13 protein-coding genes are annotated in these 15,747 nt (G+C 63.3%); all 13 read right to left on the reverse strand.

What is annotated here, in order from left to right:
• Positions 1-152: 152 nt before the first annotated feature.
• Positions 153-1,055 carry a cell division protein FtsQ/DivIB gene (locus P4U43_RS05510; RefSeq protein WP_277357819.1) on the reverse strand — a complete coding sequence of 301 codons (903 nt, stop codon included), beginning with the start codon at positions 1,053-1,055 and terminating at the stop codon, positions 153-155.
• Positions 1,052-2,455: a UDP-N-acetylmuramate--L-alanine ligase gene (murC, locus tag P4U43_RS05515; protein ID WP_277357820.1), complete on the reverse strand. Its 1,404-nt coding sequence runs from the start codon at positions 2,453-2,455 to the stop codon at positions 1,052-1,054. The genes P4U43_RS05510 and murC overlap by 4 nt, the downstream gene beginning before the upstream one ends.
• The gene (gene murG, locus P4U43_RS05520) at positions 2,452-3,567 is read right to left on the reverse strand and encodes an undecaprenyldiphospho-muramoylpentapeptide beta-N-acetylglucosaminyltransferase (RefSeq protein WP_277357821.1); all 1,116 of its coding nucleotides are present in this window, start codon (positions 3,565-3,567) and stop codon (positions 2,452-2,454) included. The genes murC and murG overlap by 4 nt, the downstream gene beginning before the upstream one ends.
• A 17-nt stretch (positions 3,568-3,584) precedes the next feature.
• The gene (ftsW, locus tag P4U43_RS05525) at positions 3,585-4,955 is read right to left on the reverse strand and encodes a putative lipid II flippase FtsW (protein ID WP_277357822.1); all 1,371 of its coding nucleotides are present in this window, start codon (positions 4,953-4,955) and stop codon (positions 3,585-3,587) included.
• Positions 4,955-6,535 (reverse strand): UDP-N-acetylmuramoyl-L-alanine--D-glutamate ligase, encoded by a 1,581-nt coding sequence (murD, locus tag P4U43_RS05530; protein ID WP_277357823.1) that lies wholly within the window; start codon positions 6,533-6,535, stop codon positions 4,955-4,957. Before murD ends, ftsW begins: the two co-directional genes overlap by 1 nt.
• Complete coding sequence (mraY, locus tag P4U43_RS05535; RefSeq protein ID WP_056547130.1) at positions 6,517-7,620, reverse strand: phospho-N-acetylmuramoyl-pentapeptide-transferase; 1,104 nt, start codon at positions 7,618-7,620, stop codon at positions 6,517-6,519. The genes murD and mraY overlap by 19 nt, the downstream gene beginning before the upstream one ends.
• Entirely contained in the window at positions 7,617-9,140 is a 1,524-nt protein-coding gene (locus P4U43_RS05540) for a UDP-N-acetylmuramoyl-tripeptide--D-alanyl-D-alanine ligase (protein ID WP_277357824.1), read from the reverse strand. Before P4U43_RS05540 ends, mraY begins: the two co-directional genes overlap by 4 nt.
• Before the next feature lie 6 nt (positions 9,141-9,146).
• Positions 9,147-10,748 (reverse strand): UDP-N-acetylmuramoyl-L-alanyl-D-glutamate--2,6-diaminopimelate ligase, encoded by a 1,602-nt coding sequence (locus P4U43_RS05545; protein ID WP_277357857.1) that lies wholly within the window; start codon positions 10,746-10,748, stop codon positions 9,147-9,149.
• Between the two features lie 51 nt (positions 10,749-10,799).
• The gene (locus P4U43_RS05550; RefSeq protein ID WP_277357825.1) at positions 10,800-12,590 is read right to left on the reverse strand and encodes a peptidoglycan D,D-transpeptidase FtsI family protein; all 1,791 of its coding nucleotides are present in this window, start codon (positions 12,588-12,590) and stop codon (positions 10,800-10,802) included.
• Positions 12,591-12,625: 35 nt separating this feature from the next.
• Positions 12,626-13,297: a hypothetical protein gene (locus tag P4U43_RS05555; protein WP_277357826.1), complete on the reverse strand. Its 672-nt coding sequence runs from the start codon at positions 13,295-13,297 to the stop codon at positions 12,626-12,628.
• The gene (rsmH, locus tag P4U43_RS05560) at positions 13,294-14,286 is read right to left on the reverse strand and encodes a 16S rRNA (cytosine(1402)-N(4))-methyltransferase RsmH (RefSeq protein ID WP_277357827.1); all 993 of its coding nucleotides are present in this window, start codon (positions 14,284-14,286) and stop codon (positions 13,294-13,296) included. Before rsmH ends, P4U43_RS05555 begins: the two co-directional genes overlap by 4 nt.
• Before the next feature lie 218 nt (positions 14,287-14,504).
• A complete protein-coding gene (gene mraZ, locus P4U43_RS05565) occupies positions 14,505-14,936 on the reverse strand; it encodes a division/cell wall cluster transcriptional repressor MraZ (protein WP_056547768.1) in 432 nt (143 codons plus the stop codon).
• A gap of 284 nt (positions 14,937-15,220) precedes the next feature.
• Positions 15,221-15,598, reverse strand: a complete 378-nt coding sequence (locus P4U43_RS05570; RefSeq protein ID WP_277357858.1) for a DUF3040 domain-containing protein — start codon at positions 15,596-15,598, stop codon at positions 15,221-15,223.
• Positions 15,599-15,747 lie beyond the last annotated feature (149 nt).

Below are 15,747 nucleotides of genomic sequence, written 5' to 3' on the forward strand. Positions count from 1 at the left end.
CGCTGGTTGGGTTATGGGCTGGAGGTTCCAACCTTCAACTTGCTAACATTCACCTTCAGGTTGAAAGTTAATGTTATGTCAAGTAGTTTCTTATTGAGACGCTAGGTGCCCGGCCACCGGCATGCAATGACCACTCCCGCGTGTCGGAAAACTCATCGGGTTACCGGCCTCGATGGTGTGCTTACGTCGTAGACGCTAACCGGCGCATCCTGCTGCGGAAGAGTAAGCAGCGCGGCGATGACACGGGCCTTTGCCTCGTTCTCCTCGGCACTCCCCCAGAAAATTGTTTTCCCGTCCGTCAGCTTCAGCTCAACGGAGTCGATTGACTTTGCCGATGCGTGGACCAGGCGCTCCCGGATAGCTGCGGGCAGGGCGGCAAGGACATCGGTAATTGACGAGAAGACCGCACTGTTGACGGCATTCGTACCTCCGTCGATGAGGGGCAAGGCAACGGACTTCCTGTCAGTGACCGTGGTGAGCTGCCGGCCTTCTGCGTCTATGAGGATGTACTTACCGCCGCTCTCAAGGATTGCAACAGGGGTGCGCTCCGTGACAGTCACGCTCAGGGTGGACGGTGGTGCCGCGGCCACGGAGATATTCTCGATCGGAGCGAACCCTTCTAGCAGTGTGCGGACGTCGTCGTCCCCGATCTGGGTCAGAGACCTTCCCATCAGCGGCTCCAGTGCCGCCGTAATCTGGTCCTCCGGTACCAATTGGTTCCCCTGCACCTCGAGGGAACGTACTGCAAGCGCCGGTGAGAACACCAGATAGGCGATTACGCCCGCGACGATCAGCACCGTTGAGATGATGCCCGTCAGCCACCACCTCCTGCGCCGGCGGCCGGGAGGTTCCGGAAAAGCAATGACCGTGCCGTCGTCGTCCTCGCGGTCCAACAGGGCAACAGGTGCTTCTTTCGATGCGGATATTCTGCTTCCCCGCATTCTGCTGGACTGAGGAGGATGCACCTGCTTCTCGGCGGTGATGGTTTCATTTCCCGACGCTGTGTTGGCCGGCGTCGATGCCCTGCCCGGCTTGCGCGGAGGACGTGCTGTCACTGTGGATGCCCCTTTCCTGCAAGGAGGTCAACCAGCAGCGGACCGAAGCGGGTAACGTCGCCTGCTCCGACCGTCAGAATGATGTCACCGCTCTGCGCCGTAATGACCATCTCCCGCAGTGCCTCGTCTGCATCGGGCGCGTACCCGCCCGGAACCGTGAGCCGGTCGCTGATGAGCCGGCTCGTCACTCCCTCCACCGGGTCTTCCCTTGCGGCATAGATGTCAAGCACGCGCACCGTATCAGCCAGTGACAGAGCGCCGGCGAACTCCTTGGCAAACTCCTGAGTGCGGGAGAAAAGGTGCGGTTGAAACAGGACGTGCACGCGGTGGTCTCCCGCGACGGTCCGGGCAGCGCCCAGCGCGGCCGCCACCTCCGTGGGGTGATGGGCGTAGTCATCGAAGACGCGCACACCGCCTGCTTCACCCTTAGCCTCGAACCGTCTGGCAGCACCGGAAAAGGATGCGAGGCCCGCGGCAGCAGCAGCCGGATCCACGCCCAACTCCAACCCGACGCTGAACGCCGCTGCCGCATTCAGGACATTGTGCCGCCCAGGCACCCCCAGCTGGAGTTCCTGCTGGCTGTCGAGTCCATCGATAGAGAAGGAAAGGACGCTGTTCGACGTGCTGCCGAGCGCGCGGGTGTTGCTGATTCGAACGTCTGCGCCGGCACAGTAGCCGTAGGTCCGCACCCGGCGGGAACCGGCGATTCGCGCCGCCAGGGCGGCAGCGCCGTCGTCGTCACGGCATGCTACCAACACGCCGGCGTCGGCCGGCAGCAGCGCAGCGAACCGATCGAACGATTCGTACACTGCAGCAGCGGACCCATAGTGGTCCAGGTGATCCGCCTCGACGTTGGTGACAACGCCAACGTGAGGACGGTAGTTGAGGAAAGAGCCGTCCGACTCATCTGCCTCCGCCACGAAGACTTCCCCCTCCGCCCATTCAGCGTTGACTCCAAGCGCCGCGACGTCCCCACCGATCGCAAACGATGGACGGGTTCCGGCGGCCTGCAGCATGACGGTGATCATCGCCGTCGTCGTGGTTTTGCCATGCGTGCCGGCAACAGCAACCACTTTCCGCCCGTCCATCGCGGCAGCAAGCGCTTCCGAACGATGCAGGACGCGCAGGCCGCGCGTTTTTGCTTCAACGAGCTCGGGGTTGGTCTCCCGGATTGCGCTGGAAACCACCACGGTATCTGCGGCACCGACGTTCGCTCCCTCGTGGCCGACGTGCACCGTTGCGCCCAGCGCGGCGAGAGCCTGCAGACCGCGCGAGTCAGCGGCATCGGACCCTGACACCGCTACTGAGCGGCCGAGGAGGACCCGCGCCACAGCGGACATGCCCGCTCCGCCGAGCCCAATGAAATGGACCCGGCCGAGATCCTGGATAACTGCACTCATGAGCGGCCTCCCGCGGCGTCGATGATGAGCTCCGCCATGCGGACGTCCGCGTCGCGCACACCGAGCGGCGCCGCGGCCCGGGACATGTTCTCGAGACGCACAGGGTCCTGCACCAGCGGCAGGGCTTCGGTAAGCAGCCAGTCACCAGTAAGCTGCGCATCCTCGATCATGAGGGCGGCGCCTGCGTCCACCAGCCCCGAAGCGTTTCGCCGCTGCTCACCGTTTCCGTGCGGCAAGGGCACGAACACAGTGGGCAACCCGACTGCCGCAACTTCACAGACGGTTGCTGCGCCTGCACGCGCCAACAGCAGGTCTGCCGCCGAGTAGACATTCTCCATACCGTCCACATATTCGACCTGCCGGTACCCCTCGGCAGCAAGGAGCGCGCCGTCGGGGCCGGGAACCTGCTTGCCGCGTCCGGTGATATGAAGCACCTGTACCTGCGCTGCGTCATCGACCATTTTTGGCGCCGCTGCGGCGACCGCCCGGTTGATGCTCGCAGCGCCGGAGGAACCGCCGGTCACGATGAGCGTTGCACGATCCGGGTCCAGCCCAAGGCTTACCCGCGCTTTCCGACGGGCGGCCGCCCGGTCCAGGGTGGAAATCTCCCGCCGCATGGGCATGCCCACCCATTGCTCGTCCGGCAGTCCGGTGCCGCGGAATGCCACCGCAACGCTCCGGGCAATACGCGCGCCAAGCCGGTTGGCCAGGCCGGGGCGGGCATTAGCTTCATGGATGGCCACGGGAACGCGGCGGATCCAGGCCGCAAGATAGAGCGGCGTGGACACATACCCGCCAACCCCGACGACGACGTCAGCCTGCGCCGCGTCGATAATCTTCAGCGCCTGCCGCACGGCTCGGACCAGACGGACCGGCAGTTTCAACAGATCGACGGACGGACGGCGGGGCATGGGCACCCGTTCAATGGTTTCCAGCCGGAAACCGGCCGCAGGAACAAGGCGGGTCTCCATTCCGGCGGCCGTTCCGACGGCAAGCACCCGGGCGTCCGGGCGGGCCTCGACCAGAGCTCGTGCAATGGCTAGCAATGGGCTGATGTGCCCGGCAGTTCCCCCGCCGGCGAGCACGACCGACAGGGCAGCGGATTCAGTCAATGGGTTCTCTTGATCTTTCACTTGTCGCTTGCAGAAGTCTGGTTGGAGCTGACGGCCGGTCCGGCAGTGCCAGGCACGGCGGGCGGCATCCGCCGCGCAAAGGCAAGGAGCACACCGACGGCGGCAAGCGTGAAGGTGAGGGCAGAACCGCCGTAGGAGATGAACGGCAGCGGCACACCGATGACGGGAAGAACGCCCGTGACCATGCCGATGTTCACAAAGGCCTGGCCGATCAGCCACACGAGGATGGAGCCCATGAGGATGCGCACGAAGGGGTCGGTGTAACGCCGTGCCACCCGGAGGGTTGCCACCGCGAGGATTCCGAAAAGCGCGATCACTACGAGGGTACCGATCAACCCGAATTCTTCACCGATGATGGCGAAGATGAAGTCATTGTGCGCTTCCGGGATCCAGTTCCACTTCTGCCGGCTCTGGCCGATTCCCACTCCCCACCAGCCCCCGGACGCCAGTGCGAAAAGCCCCTGGTTCGTTTGAAAACAGGGATCCGTCGCGCTTTCGCAGTTCAGTCTGAGCCAGGCCTGGATGCGGGTACTTCGTGTGCTGTTGAGGAGGATGGCGCCGAAAGCGCCGGCAATTCCGAGGAGGCCGACCAGCGTAAACAGCTTCATTGGTGCGCCGGCAAAAAACAGCGCTGCTGCCATGATCATTCCGAGGATGATCGCTGTACCGAGGTCACCGCCCAGCATCACGAGCAGGAGGATGACTCCTCCGAGCGGTGCTACAGGTATGAGCGCGTGCTTCCAGTCACGGATCAGGCCGCGCTTGCGTTCCAGGACCGTGGCGCACCACAACGCGAGTGCGAGCTTTGCGGGTTCTGAAGGCTGAAGAGACTGGTTGCCGATCCGGATCCAGTTCTGGTTTCCGTTGATGTTCTCGCCAATGAGCAGCACCAGTACCAGCAGGACAATAGCGACGCCGAGCCCCGGCCACGCAAGGAACTTGAAAACCCGCGGCCCCAATCTGGACAGGACGAGCATCAGCACCACGCCGAGCACCGCATACATGCTCTGTTTGAAGAAGAAGTCAAAGACGATCGCGCCCTCATCAGTTGGCTCGACCGTGGATGCTGCATTGGCAATCGATTCAACAGACGACGCCGAGAGCACCATCATGAGCCCGATGGCCGTCAGCGCCAGCGTGGCGCCGAGAATCATGTAATAGCTGGAGCCGCTGGTCTGCCGGTCCGAACCCTCGAGAAAGCGCCACATGCGTCCGAAGGCACCAAGAACGCCCTTGCGCTCCGGGCGCGCCGCAATGGCATCCGCCGCAGGATTGCCAGAAGCGTTGACCCGGGACGAGCCCCTGCTGCCGGAGTGTTGCCGCGCCGCCGGCCTCCGGCGCGGATGCCGGGTGGGCGTGCTGACCATTACAACTCCTTAGCGGTGAATCCCTGCCCCTCCACAATCCCGCGAACCGCCTCGATGAATGCGGTGCCACGGTGAGCGTAGGAAGGGAACTGGTCCATCGACGCTGCTGCCGGCGCCATGAGAACAGTGTCGCCGTCAACGGCGATACGCAGCGCTTCGGTGACAGCGGCGCGCATTGCCTGAACGCCGTCTGAACTCGAGTGCTGGGACGGCAGCTCGTCTCTACCAGTGTGACCCGCGGCTGGAACTATCACGGGAACATCGGGCGCGTGTCGGCTGAGAGCAGCGGCTAGGTCAGAACTGTCGCGGCCGATAAGGACAGCCGCCTTGAAGCGGGCTGCGTTATCCCTGACCAGGCTGTTGTAGTCGACGCCCTTGGAAAGCCCACCCGCAATCCAGACGACACTGGAGAAGGAGGACAGGGCTGCGTGTGCCGCGTGCGGATTGGTTGCCTTGGAATCGTTGATCCAGAGCACGCCGTCCCGTGCCGCAACAAGCTCGATTCGATGCCCGGACGGCTGGTAGTTACGGATGCCTTCACGCACAGCGGCCGCCGGGACGCCCGCTGCCCGCACCAGGGCCGCCGCTGCCAGGGCGTTGGCAACGAGGTGGCGGGGAACCACTTCCCCGAGGTCCGTCACCGAGGCCAGTTCCGCCGCTGAATCCTTCCGCTGTTCGATATACGCACGATCCACCAGCAGACCGTCTACAACCCCGAGCATGCTGATGGCAGGGGTATTGGTGGTGAAGCCGATCGCCCGGCAGCCTTCCTGGACATCAGCATCCTCCACCATCCGCTCGGTGGCTTCGTCTTCGGCGTTGTACACACAGGCCACGCGGGTGTTCTCGTAGATCATTGCCTTGGCCGCCCGGTAGGCTTCGAATCCTCCGTGCCAGTCCACGTGATCTTCGGCCAGATTCAGGCAGACACTGGCGAGCGGCGCGAGGCTCGAACTCCAGTGCAGCTGGAAACTTGAGAGTTCGACGGCGATCACATCGTAGCCCTGCGGGTCCCGGATGGCGTCGAGCAGCGGCGTGCCGACGTTCCCCGCGGCGATGGCGCGAAGGCCTCCGGCGCGGAGCATCGATTCCGCCAAGGTGACAGTGGTTGTCTTGCCATTGGTTCCGGTGATGGTCAACCACTCAGCGGTGGACCTGCCCCGGCGCACTCGTACGCGCCATGCGAGTTCGACATCACCCCATACCGGGATTCCGGCAGCGGCGGCCGCAGCGAGCAGGGGCTGATCAGGACGCCAACCGGGAGAGGTCACCACCAGTTCGGGCGCTTCGCCGTCCACCTGTGGGAGCGTAGCAGCGGCCTCGGCCCCGAGCAGGACGTCCACTGCCCCGACGATGCGAAGGGTGTCCGCCTTCGCCCTGTTCTCTTCGGAATCCGAGGAGTCGCACACCACAACCCGTGCACCGAGTTCGATCAGCGTGTCAGCGGCAGAGAAACCGGACAGGCCGATCCCCGTTACCACGACGCGTAGCCCTGCCCAGTCAGCGTCCCACGACGTCAGGCTTTCAAGGCGGTCAGAGCTCTCCTGGGCACCTGTACCACTCACAGAAGTACAACCCATTCAGCGTAGAAGATACCGAGCGCGACAGCGACGAACAGTCCGGCAAGGATCCAGAACCGCACAACCACCGTGACTTCCTGCCACCCCTTGAGCTCGAAGTGATGCTGGAGCGGCGCCATTTTGAAGACCCGCTTGCCTCCGGACAGTTTGAAGAAGCCTACCTGGATGATCACGGACAGCGTGATCATGACGAACAGCCCCGCCATGATGACCAGGAGAAGCTGGGTGCGGGAGAGAATAGCGAATCCCGCAATTGCTCCGCCGATCGCGAGCGATCCGGTGTCTCCCATGAAAATTTTGGCCGGTGAGGTGTTCCACCAGAGGAATCCCACCAGAGCTCCGCACATCGCACCGGCGATCAGCGCCAGGTCCAGGGGGTCGCGGACCTCGTAACAGATGTTGGTTGGAACCTCCGGCGATGCGCACCTCTGGTTGAACTGCCAGATGCCCATCAGCATGTAAGCGCCGAAGACAAAGACTGATGCACCGGTGGCCAGTCCGTCCAGGCCGTCCGCCAGGTTCACGCCGTTCGTTGCGGCGGTAATGATGAGAATGGACCACAGAACGAAGAGGATGGCGCCGATAATCGAACCGGCGAATGCCAGGTCGACTGCTGTATCCCTGACGAAGGAGATAGCAGTCGACGCCGGCGTGCGTCCATTCTCATCCGGGAAGTTCAGGGCCAGCACGGCAAACAAAACACCCACCAGGGTTTGCCCTATGATCTTCGCCGGTGCGCTGAGTCCCAGGCTTCGCTGCTTTGAAATCTTGATGTAGTCGTCGAAGAAGCCGACGACTCCCATGCCTACGGTGACCATCAGCAGCAGGAGACCGGACACGGTCGGCCCGTCGGAGCCACCCGCCGCCATCATGATCAGGTGTGTGGCGAAGTAAGCGAGAACAACCGATCCGACGATGACGGCACCGCCCATGGTGGGCGTCCCGCGCTTTGTATGGTGGGCCGTTGGGCCGTCGTCGCGAATGAACTGGCCGTAGCTCTTTCGGACGAGGAGCCTGATGAAAAGTGGTGTGCCGACAAGTGCAAGAAGCAATGCGGAGGCGGAGGCAATCAACAGCGCAATCACAGCGAGGGCCCCCCTTGGTTCATTGGACCGGGTCCATTCAATTCAGCCTGTGATCCCGGGGCTGCTTCTGGCACCGCCGACGAGTTGTCTGACGCCAATGCTAGCCGATCACCCAGATGGCGGAGACCGGCACCATTCGAGGATTTCACGAGGACAAGGTCACCCGGCTGCAGTTCCCGATCGAGGATTTCCTCGGCCTGGGAGACATCTTGAACGAAGACCGCTTCGTCTCCCCATGATCCTTCCAGCACTGCTCCGGTGTGGAGTGCTTTGGCCCCGGACCCGACAACCAGCAGCTTGGAGATATTGAGCCGGACAACCACCCTGCCAAGTGCATCGTGGGCAGTGATGGAGTCCTCGCCCAGCTCGAGCATCTCACCGAGTACTGCCCAGGTGCGACGGCCGCGCCCCAGCTCGGCGAGCGTCGCAAGCGCCGCACGCATCGACTCCGGGTTGGCGTTGTAGGCGTCATTGATCACCGTCACGCCGTCCGGCCTGTCGGTACGCTCCATCCGCCAGCGGCTGACCGCCCGGGCGGTGCACAGTCCGGCAGCGATTCGATCCCCCGGAATCCCGAGGAGGTGGGCAGCGGAAGCGGCCGCGAGGAGGTTGGCGACATGATGCCGTCCGATCAGCAGCGGCCGAACCTCGTGACGACCACCGTCCGGGAGGTGCAGGGTGAAACACGGATTACCTTCGACGGAGAGCGTTACATCCGCAGCACGGACGACACTGCTGCCCGGCTCGTCAAAGGTGGAGTCCTCGGTAAAGAGGACGGTCTGTGCCTGGGTCTGATCAGCCATCGCCAGTACCCGCCGGTCATCACCATTAAGGATGGCCACACCGTTTGAACCAAGGGACCGCGGCAGCTCCCCCTTGGCCTTGGCAATCATGTCGACGCCGCCGAACTCACCCGCGTGCGCGGATCCGACGCACAGGACTATTCCGATGTCCGGCTGCACCATGGAGGCAAGGTACTCGATGTGCCCGACGCCCGTGGCGCCCATCTCAATGACCAGGTAGCGGGTGCCGTACTCGGCGGAGAAAACCGTCAGCGGAACCCCAATCTCACCGTTGTACGAGCCGATGGGGGAAACGGTGGGCCCCTCCTGGCGGAGAAGCTGCGCAAGTACGTCCTTCGTGGTGGTTTTGCCCGCTGAACCCGTGATGCCGATGACCGTCAGTGGTGAGTGCGCACGGAGGCGGCGCACCACCTCTCCGGCGAGCCGGCCCATTGCCTCCACGGCATCGGGCACCACCACAGCGGGGAAGTCAGTGCCGGCGTCGTCCATTACCGGCCGCTCGACAAGGGCCAGGACCGCACCGTTCGCGAAGGCACTGGAGACGAAGTGATGGCCGTCTGTGGACTCACCCGGCTTTGCGATGAAGAGACCACCCGGGCGGCTTTCCCGAGAGTCGGTGGTGGCTGAATGGACAACCAAAGAAGGAGCCCCTTGAGCCGACAGGGAGAGCGTTCCGCCTGTGACTGCCGCGATGTCGGCTGCGCTGAATTCAATCATGACGATCTAGGACTCTATCCTGTTGCCGGAAAGCGCAGAGAATCCGTGCCGTGTCAATGCGGCCGCCAGCTCAACCCGGTCATCGAGTGGAAGATTCACGCCCTTGACCTCCTGCCACACCTCATGGCCACGCCCGGCGACAAGGACCACATCGCCTTGCCGGGCAAGAGCCACCGCTCGATCAATAGCCGCAGCACGCGGGAACACCTCAATGATTTCGCACGACAGGTTCTCGCCGTCCCGTGCAACGCGAGCACCCTCAAGCACGTCCGCACGGATGCTGGCCGCGTCCTCATCATGGGGATCGTCATCCGTGATGATCACGACGTCGGCCCGCCTGGCTGCCGTGGCGCCCATGATCGGGCGCTTCGAGACGTCCCTCTGCCCGGTAGCGCCGAAAACCACGATCACACGGGAGCCGGCGTCCGGCACGCGCACCGAGTCGAGCGTAAGCTCCAACGCGTCGGGATTGTGTGCGAAGTCAACAATGGCAGCAGGACGCTCAGCAATCAGCTGCATGCGGCCGGGTACCTGGGTGGTGAACGGATCGTGCGCGTCCGCAGCCCGCTGGAGCGTATCCGCCTCAACGCCCGAAGCCAGAACCATCACCGCAGCCAGAGCGGCGTTGGCTACGTTGAAGGTGCCGGGGAGGCCGCAGCGAAGCCGCAACTGCTGTCTCTGCGGACCAATGAGTGTGAAGGTATGTCCGAGGCCGGTGCGCTGTATCTCCGAGACGTTCCAATCCGCCTCCGACGCACCGGTCACTGACACCGTAAGCGTCTCGACGCCGGCTTGGTCCGCGATGCGGCGCCCCCAGGGATCGTCGATCAGGACGACGGCGCGGCGGGTCCGGTTCGGCCGGAACAGGGCAGCCTTCGCGGCGAAGTACTCTTCCATGCTTCCGTGGAGATCCAGATGGTCCTGGGTCAGATTGGTGAAGCCCGCAACGTCAAAGTGCACTCCGTCGACACGACGGTACTCAATGGCATGCGAGGAAACCTCCATGGCAGCAGCTTCGATACCCCGCTCCCTCATCAGCGCCAGGATGCCGTGCACCTGCGGAGATTCGGGCGTAGTGAGGATGGACGGGATAACCGTTTCCCCTACCCGGATCTCGATGGTTCCGATCAGTCCGGTACTCCTGCCGAGCGCCGACTCCAGTGCAGTCAGGAAGTAGGTCGTGGTGGTCTTCCCATTGGTGCCGGTCACCCCATAGAGCACGGGACGGCTGCCGGCCGGCTGGCTATTGAAAACGACGGCGGCAAGTGGTCCGACGTAATCCCGCACCGGTGCTGCCCGGTACAGCGGAATCCTCGAGCCGCTCAGCGCCGGCTCGGCGACAGCCACTCCCTGGTCATCCGTGAGCACTGCCGTGGCTCCGGCCGCAACGGCTTGACCGGTGAAGTCAGCCCCATGGCGACCCGTGCCCGGCAGTGCAATGTAGAGGTCGCCGGCACGAACTTCCCGGGAATCAATGGTGACGCCCGTGATCGAAGCGGGCGCACCGCCGTCGTGGGGTCCGGTTACGAGCTGCACGCGGGCGAGCTCCGACGGGAGCTCGGCAAGCACCTCATCCATGGTGCGGGGGACGACGGCGTCCGGACGCATGAGCGCAGCGGACTCTTCATTTGTGGACACGTTGGGGCCTGCTTACGCGGTTCAGTACTTGACCGGGTAAGTCTCGGGCTTACCGGTCGAGGGTGGGATGTTGTTCGAGTTCAGAACATACTTCATGACCTTTTGGAAGGACTCCCCCGGAACCAGATAGTACAGGTCACCCTGAGGCCGCTGAAGGGTGACGACGACAATGTACTGCGGGTCCTCCATCGGGGCCATTCCGGCGTAGGAGAGAGTGTAGCCGTCATAGCCGCCCTGTGGACTGGGCGCTTCAGCGGTACCCGTCTTGGAGCCCACCCGGTACTGCTCGAGTGCTCCAGAAGCTCCGGACCCTTCCACCGTGACGGTTTCCAGCATGGTGTGAAGCTGATCCGCCGTCTCTTGGGACACCACCCTTGTACCCTCTGCCTGCGGAACGACGTGCTCGGTGCCGTCTGCATCGATGTAGGCGTCGATGAGGCGGGGCTGCAGTCGGACGCCGTCGTTGGCGACGGCCTGGTACACCATGGCGGTGTGCAATGCGGTCTGCGCGAGTCCCTGACCGAAGAGGACGGTGTACTGCTGGCGTTCATCCCACGAGTCCGGCGTCGGGAGGATCCCTGCCGTCTCGCCGTTGAGCCCCACATTGAGCGGTTCGCCGATGCCGAACTTTCGCAGCCAGTCATAGCGCTGCTGCTTGCTCAGCTGCTCACCGATCATGACCGTTCCGGTGTTCATGGACTTGGCGAAAATACCGGCCGCTGTGCGCTTTTCCGTCCCGTGCTCGAACGCGTCCTTGAAGGTCTGCCCGTCCACGGTATAGGTGGGCGGTGTTTCGAACCTGCTGGTCGGTTCGATGATCCCCTCCTCCAGCGCGGCAGCCATGGTGATCAGCTTGGTGGTGGAACCCGGCTCAAAGGAGGCGGTGACTGACAGCGGCTTCCAGAACTCAGGAGCAGTCGCCGCATAGTCGTTGGGGTCGGGCGTGGTTGACTCTGCCATCGCTTTGATGGCACCGGTTTTGGCCTCCACAACAACAATATTGCCCCATTCGGCGTTGTAGTCCTCGACCTGCGCGGCAATGGTCTGCTGTGCGAAGTACTGGAGGTCCTGATCGATGGTCAGCCGCACCGATTGGCCATCCTGTGCGGGCACGTCCTCGTTGGTCGCGTATGGAATGCGTATACCGTCGCCGCCGATCTCGAAGGTGCGGCTGCCCGGTGTCCCCGTCAGCTGTTCCTCCTGGGTGAGTTCGATTCCACTCAGGGCGCGTCCGTCACCGCTCATGAACCCGAGAATCGAGCCCGCTACTGCTCCCGATGGGTACGTGCGCAGTGTCGTGGGGTCGGCGTAGACTCCCGGCATCCCGACAGCAAGCACCTGGTTCCTGATGTCGGGCGTCACCGAACGCGCAACGAAGGCAAACTTGGCGTCTCCGAGGATGGAGGACTTGAGCGTGGCGACGTCTTCTCCAAGGATTGTTGAGAGCTCCTCGAACCCCTGCTCCATGGGGATGTCCTCAACCCGCTTACCGGTCTCCCGGTTGTACCGGTCGAAGGTTTCACCGCCGCTGAGCGTCTGGTCAACCACAATATCGAAGCGCTGCACCGTGTGCGCCAGCTCGTTGCCCTCGTCATCAAGGATGCTGCCACGCAGTGCCGGCACCTGCTGGGTAACCAGTCGCTTGTTCAGGCCGACCTGCGCCATTCCGTCGGGGTCGAGGCCCTGGACCTGGAAAAGGCGAACCCCAAGGACCAGCAGCAGAATCAGGACAAAGGCCAGTCCGACCCTGAGCCTTGCGGCTCCGAGCGCGACCCGTAATGTTTCATGTTGGGGGTTGTCGGCTGGTGCCACCGTGATTCCTCGCTGCGTTGGTGTACTGCGGTCTCTTACTGTCCGGGCTTAGTCTGCGCCGGTGCGGGGATTGTCCCGTCGTCGACGGTCGCTTCCGGTGCGGCGGCCGCGTCCGGTACGGCGGGTTCCGCTGGTGCGGACGGTTCCGCCGGCTCATTCGCAGGCGTCGGCGCGGCGGCCTGGCTCGGCACGTTCACGGCAGGTGCCGGCACGAGAACTGGCGGTGCATCCGACTCCTTGGCTGGCTCCGGGCTTCCGGTGACTGCCAACGAATTTACATCAATGGTCCCAAAAGTCGGGGAGGCCACCATGTCGAGTTCGTGCGCCGCTGATGCGAGGTTCTGCGGTGCGCGGAGGTTCTCCAGCTGCTGCGTCAGCGCCTGGTTCCGCTCGGCAAGTGCAACCTCTTCACCGCGCAGCGAGACCAGTTTGTACTGGCTGCTCGAGACGGAGATGTTCAGCATGAGCACCACCACCAGGGCTGCGATCAGCGCGGCCATGGAGAACACAGCGAATGGGACCCGGCCACGCGTGGGTGCGGCCGGGACCACCGAGAGTGGGGTCCGGCGTCGTTCCCGTCCCGGCTGCACCGCGGGACTGGACACTGCCGGGTGCTGCAGCGCGCGGGCGGTGTTTCCGGCTACTGCGCCGGCCGCTGCATGAGCGCTGTGACGCACAGACGGCCTTTGCTGCACTGATTGGCTCATCTCGCGTTCCTGTCTGTTGTGTTGGATCTGGTGCGTTCCACTGCCCTGAGCTTTGCCGATGCGGCGCGCGGGTTGTCAGCGATCTCCTGGTCGGTAGGAGCCTCCGTGCCCTTGGTCAATGTCTTGAGGTAAGGCTTGTGTTCCTCGAGCTCCACCGGGAATCCGACGGGTGCGGACGATCGCGTTCCCGCGGAGAACGCGGCTTTCACGATCTTGTCCTCAAGGGAGTGGTAGGACATCACAACCACTCTTCCCAACACGTCCGTCGATTCGAGTGCGGCAGGAATAGCACGCGTCAGCACGGTGAGCTCTTCGTTGACCTCGATACGCAGAGCCTGGAAGGTCCGCTTCGCCGGATGACCTCCGGTCCTTGCCGCTCCCGCGGGAACCACGGAGCGGATTGCCTCGACCAGCTCGCCCGTCGTGGTGAACGGCTTTGCCTCCCGGGCCGAGACGACTCCGGACGCAATCCGTCCTGCGAACTTCTCCTCGCCCCAGGTACGGATGATGCGTCGCAGCTCTTCCTCGGAGTAGGTGTTGACGACATCCGCGGCGCTCTGCCCGGTGCTCGTGTCCATCCTCATGTCGAGGGGGGCGTCATAGGAGTAGGCGAATCCGCGGTCACGCTCGTCCAGTTGAAGGGACGAGACACCGAGATCGAAGAGCACACCGTGGACCCGTGCGATGCCGAGGTCTTCGAGGACCGAAGGGATTTCGTCGTACACCGCATGGACGAGGTCGGTGCGGTTCCGATACGGTGCCAACCGCTCTCCGGCAAGCCGCAAGGCCTGCCGGTCGCGGTCGATACCCACGAGGTGAAGTTCACTGAACCGCTGAAGCAGTGCCTCGGAGTGACCACCCATGCCGAGGGTCGCATCGACGACGACGGCCCCCTCACCGGCGGCCTCGATCGCGGGAGCGAGGAGATTGATGCACCGATCCAGCAGAACGGGAGTATGCCGCTCCTGAGTGGGACGCTCCTCCCCCATTCACCCGCTCCTTCCTGCTGTCCTGTTCAGGCTGAGCCTGCGTGAATCCGTTGCCGTGGTACTTCAATCAGATCCCCATCCGCTCCGGGCTTCCGCCTGCCTGGCTCCGGGGAAGGTGATCCAGGTAGTCGGCCGGCTGGGCGGCTGGAGGTCTCATCGAAGATCCTCGGTCAACTCGGTCTTGCTGTACTGCTCTGTGTCTCGCTTGTTCGCAGCTGTCAGATAATTCCCGGCAGTGCATCTTCGTCTGTTTCAGAGAAGGCGGTTTCCTTCTCTTCGAGGTAGTCATTCCAGGCGGTCGCATCCCAGATCTCCGCGCGGCTTCCCGCTCCGATCACTGCGAGCTCCCGGTCCAGCCCTGCGTAGGTCCGCAGCATTGGGGGGATGGTTACCCTGCCCTGCTTGTCCGGAACCTCATCCGAGGCACCCGACAGAAATACCCGAATGTAGTCCCTGGACTGACGCGATGAGATTGGCGCCTCACGCATCTGCTCATGGACCTTGACGAACTCCCGCTGGCTAAAAACGTAGATGCAGCGCTCCTGCCCCCGGGTCAGAACCAAACCCTCGCTCAGCTCGTCGCGGAACTTGGCCGGAAGGATCAACCGTCCCTTCTCGTCCAACCGCGGCGAGTGTGTTCCGAGGAACATTCGCCACCGCCCGTCCGTCATGAGAGCCAAGCGCTGCCACTACGCTCTTATAGCCTCCACTTTACTCCACAATCCTCCACAGTCAATGTCCCTCCGAGCGTTTCTCGATTCGTTCGCCCGGGAAATCCGCGTAGCTGTGCGGTATCTGGCGTGTGGTGGAGAGTGGAGGGTAGTTGGGGGGCAACAGGGTCAGCGATTGATCAGTTCCGGGTCGAACCGCATTAAATGCCGCAGGACCAGCCTTTCGGCCGGCCCTGTGGGGGAAAGTGGAGGAAGTGGGTGGTTTAGGGTTGGTCCCGTTTACGCTCGTCCCACTTTTCTTCGAGACTGCTGAGGAAACTGCCACGCGGAGAACTGGAGGCCTTTGCGACTTTACCGGCACCAGGGGCCGCGCCGTCCACCTTCGACCTTGTGGTGGCGTAGTACACGCCGGCACCCATGATGAGGAAACCCGCCACTCCTACCGGGATGAACTGATTCCAGATGCCCAAAAGCAGGACCGCCAAGCCAGCGACGGTCACAAGCGATCCGAGCACGATGCGGCGCGTGGACATCGAGCGACCGGTGTTTGATGCCATGGAGTGGGCGAACTTGGGATCGTCGGCATGAAGCTGTTGTTCCAACTGGTCAAGCAGCCGCTGCTCGTGTTCCGAGAGTGCCATCACTGCCTCCTTGCTACTAATACCGAATCCCTCAAACCCAACAACGAGTTCAGCCGTGAACTGGTTCCCGGCTGCTGCCGCCGCGATGCGCTTCAGCATGCTGATCTGAGTGGGTCAACGCCTAATTGATCCCTACTGCTAAGGATAGT

Origin of the sequence: Arthrobacter vasquezii, from assembly GCF_029455255.1 — a bacterium.
In the GTDB taxonomy this organism is placed as follows: domain Bacteria; phylum Actinomycetota; class Actinomycetes; order Actinomycetales; family Micrococcaceae; genus Arthrobacter_D; species Arthrobacter_D parietis.

Bases quoted from the DNA above. Each gene is read 5' to 3' on its own strand.
- rsmH (WP_277357827.1), bottom strand. From the start codon at position 14,286: ATGGGGGAGGAGCGTCCCACTCAGGAGCGGCATACTCCCGTTCTGCTG.
- P4U43_RS05545 (WP_277357857.1), bottom strand. From the start codon at position 10,748: ATGCGTCCGGACGCCGTCGTCCCCCGCACCATGGATGAGGTGCTTGCC.
- murD (WP_277357823.1), bottom strand. From the start codon at position 6,535: ATGGGTTGTACTTCTGTGAGTGGTACAGGTGCCCAGGAGAGCTCTGAC.
- P4U43_RS05570 (WP_277357858.1), bottom strand. From the start codon at position 15,598: ATGGCACTCTCGGAACACGAGCAGCGGCTGCTTGACCAGTTGGAACAA.
- murC (WP_277357820.1), bottom strand. From the start codon at position 2,455: ATGAGTGCAGTTATCCAGGATCTCGGCCGGGTCCATTTCATTGGGCTC.
- P4U43_RS05555 (WP_277357826.1), bottom strand. From the start codon at position 13,297: ATGAGCCAATCAGTGCAGCAAAGGCCGTCTGTGCGTCACAGCGCTCAT.
- mraZ (WP_056547768.1), bottom strand. From the start codon at position 14,936: ATGTTCCTCGGAACACACTCGCCGCGGTTGGACGAGAAGGGACGGTTG.
- ftsW (WP_277357822.1), bottom strand. From the start codon at position 4,955: ATGGTCAGCACGCCCACCCGGCATCCGCGCCGGAGGCCGGCGGCGCGG.
- P4U43_RS05540 (WP_277357824.1), bottom strand. From the start codon at position 9,140: ATGATTGAATTCAGCGCAGCCGACATCGCGGCAGTCACAGGCGGAACG.